Origin of the sequence: Campylobacter sp. (genome assembly GCF_017646085.1) — a bacterium.
Taxonomy (GTDB): domain Bacteria; phylum Campylobacterota; class Campylobacteria; order Campylobacterales; family Campylobacteraceae; genus Campylobacter.
This window is the reverse complement of record NZ_JAGCNF010000061.1, coordinates 1-2,052: the sequence shown is the minus strand read 5'-3', so window position 1 is coordinate 2,052 and position 2,052 is coordinate 1. Positions and strand designations below refer to the sequence as shown.

The 2,052-nt window shown below is 30.8% G+C and carries 5 protein-coding genes; 2 read left to right on the top strand and 3 right to left on the bottom strand.

The genetic code is table 11. From position 1 onward, the window contains the following. Positions 1–232 (bottom strand): hypothetical protein (locus tag J6V67_RS03130; RefSeq protein ID WP_291858631.1); only part of this gene is annotated, 232 nt, incomplete at its 3' end. A 1-nt stretch (position 233) separates the two neighbouring features. Beyond that, a complete protein-coding gene (locus J6V67_RS03125; RefSeq protein ID WP_291858628.1) occupies positions 234–398 on the bottom strand; it encodes a hypothetical protein in 165 nt (54 codons plus the stop codon). Positions 399–504: 106 nt separating this feature from the next. Between J6V67_RS03125 and J6V67_RS03120 the strand changes: the two genes are divergently transcribed. Beyond that, positions 505–705 carry a hypothetical protein gene (locus J6V67_RS03120; RefSeq protein WP_291858625.1) on the top strand — a complete coding sequence of 67 codons (201 nt, stop codon included), beginning with the start codon at positions 505–507 and terminating at the stop codon, positions 703–705. Here the strand turns inward: J6V67_RS03120 and J6V67_RS03115 are convergent. Beyond that, positions 662–835, bottom strand: coding sequence for a hypothetical protein (locus J6V67_RS03115; RefSeq protein ID WP_291858623.1), 174 nt, complete (start codon positions 833–835; stop codon positions 662–664). The two genes, J6V67_RS03120 and J6V67_RS03115, sit on opposite strands and share 44 nt — an antisense overlap. Positions 836–998: 163 nt before the next feature. Between J6V67_RS03115 and J6V67_RS03110 the strand changes: the two genes are divergently transcribed. Then, the gene (locus tag J6V67_RS03110; protein WP_291858620.1) at positions 999–1,751 is read left to right on the top strand and encodes an XRE family transcriptional regulator; all 753 of its coding nucleotides are present in this window, start codon (positions 999–1,001) and stop codon (positions 1,749–1,751) included. Positions 1,752–2,052: the final 301 nt, after the last annotated feature.

The following is a 2,052-nucleotide window of genomic DNA, read 5'->3' as shown; positions in this document are numbered from 1 at the left end:
CCCCATCTGCTATCGCTCCTCTTTTTATAGCGTCTATAATTAGTTCATCATCCAGCCAAATTTGGAGGACTTTGCCACCGCGACCTATACCATCAGCATAAATAAAGTTGCATATATGAGACTTTATTTTACAAAAATTTTTATTTGCTTTTGTAGCACGCAAACAAGCCTTTTCTACAGACTTATTATTTACTCCAAGCGCGCCAGCCGCAGTCTTACTATCTATCAACATATTATGCTACTTTTATCCCATCTTTTTTTAAAATTTTTGCCGCTTTTTTGCTTATATAGCCGTTATATAAGCTTTTTACCTTTAACCCCCTCATATCACAGTAGTCGTTTAAGTCATATTTTGTTTTATCTTTTACAAGCTTAGCTATACTCATCTTTTTACTCACTTTTACTCCTTTATTTGAATTTTTATTGTTAAACCAATATTCCACTTTAAAGACCCCTTTGATATAATTGTACTGCCAACAAATCTTACACAAAGGAGTCATTAAAATGGAAACTTTAAGCCAAAACGCTAAAGAGCAACTAGCTATAAAAATTTTAGAAGAATTTGGATGCTTTAACGAAGCAATCCAAATATCCTCTAAAAAATCATTAGAGCCACACTTACTGTTTCAAGATAGCGTAGAATATATCACAAACAGGTATATTACAGCGCTCGAGATGATTGACGAAGTTTGCGAATCTCGCTAGACAAAATCACAACTACAGGGGTCAAATCATATCCCTGTAGTTGTTCCCTTTCTCTCTTAAACACCTCTGTAGCATCTTCTTCTAAAAACATCTTAGCTATTAAAGCGTCTCTTGCTTGACGCTGCCACACTTCTAGCTCTTTTAACTTACTCATTTTATCTCCTTAAAATTTGGTTTAACAATAAAAATTTAAATAGCATTTGTTAAATTTATCTTTTTGTGATAAAATTTTTAAATTGATTTCAAAATTATAGCTCATTTATGAGACTTTGTCAAGATTAAAAGGTAAATTTATGCGACTTTCTAAAAAAATCAAAGAGTATCGATTAGAAAAAGGTTGGACTCAATATGATTTAGCTAAATTTTCAGGAGTATCATTAGGAAGTATCAAAAGATATGAAACTGATAATGGCAATATTACTTATGCGAATTTAGAAAAAATAGCGAATGCGCTTCAAAAAGATATTAGTAATTTTCAAAATAATAAAATGTCTCTTAGTATGTCTCCTAGTCAAGATACAAATTTGTCTCCTAGTCAAGATAAATATGTCTCTAAGTCGCAAAATTTGTCTCCTAGTAACCCTTTAAACACTCCAAACCTTAAAAAGCCACAAGATATTATAAATATACCTTATTTTGAAGATACTTACGCTAGTGCAGGATCTGGAATTATAAATTATGATGAAACTCCTATTGTCATGAGTTTTGATATAAATTTTTTGCGTGTATTTTTAAAGATTACTGGTTCTTTAAATAACCTACATATTATAAACGCAAAAGGTGATAGCATGGAGCCTACTATAAACGGCGGGGAACTATTATATATAAATCCTTACGAGAATGAACAAAGCGTTATTAGCGGGTGTATATATGTGATAAACTATGATGGCGATATTTTTGTCAAAAGAGTAGATAAAAATCCAGTCACAAAATCTCTTACGCTCATTAGCGATAACCCAAAGTATGAACCTATTAAGATAGAAGCAACAGATTTAAAAAATTGCAAAATAATAGGAAGAGTAGTAGCTCATACTTCTAGGATTTAAAAGCGATTTAATGGGCTTTTAAATGGTTTTTAAAAACTTTGTAAAGTTTATGGAAAGAAAATGTAAAGAAGTGTAAAGCTAAATTTATTAGTTTGATTTTGCTAAAAATACCATCAAATATCGCTAAAATCAATCTTTAAGCTATTTTTATATCAGTTAGATTTTAAATAACTCTTTACAGTTGCAATTATTGATAATGATGTAGAGTTTAGCTATGCTAATTTAAGTGATAAAATCTTTGAATTTAGTCAATTTTTAAAGCAAAATGGGGTAAAACCTGGCGAGATTGTCGCAATGCGTG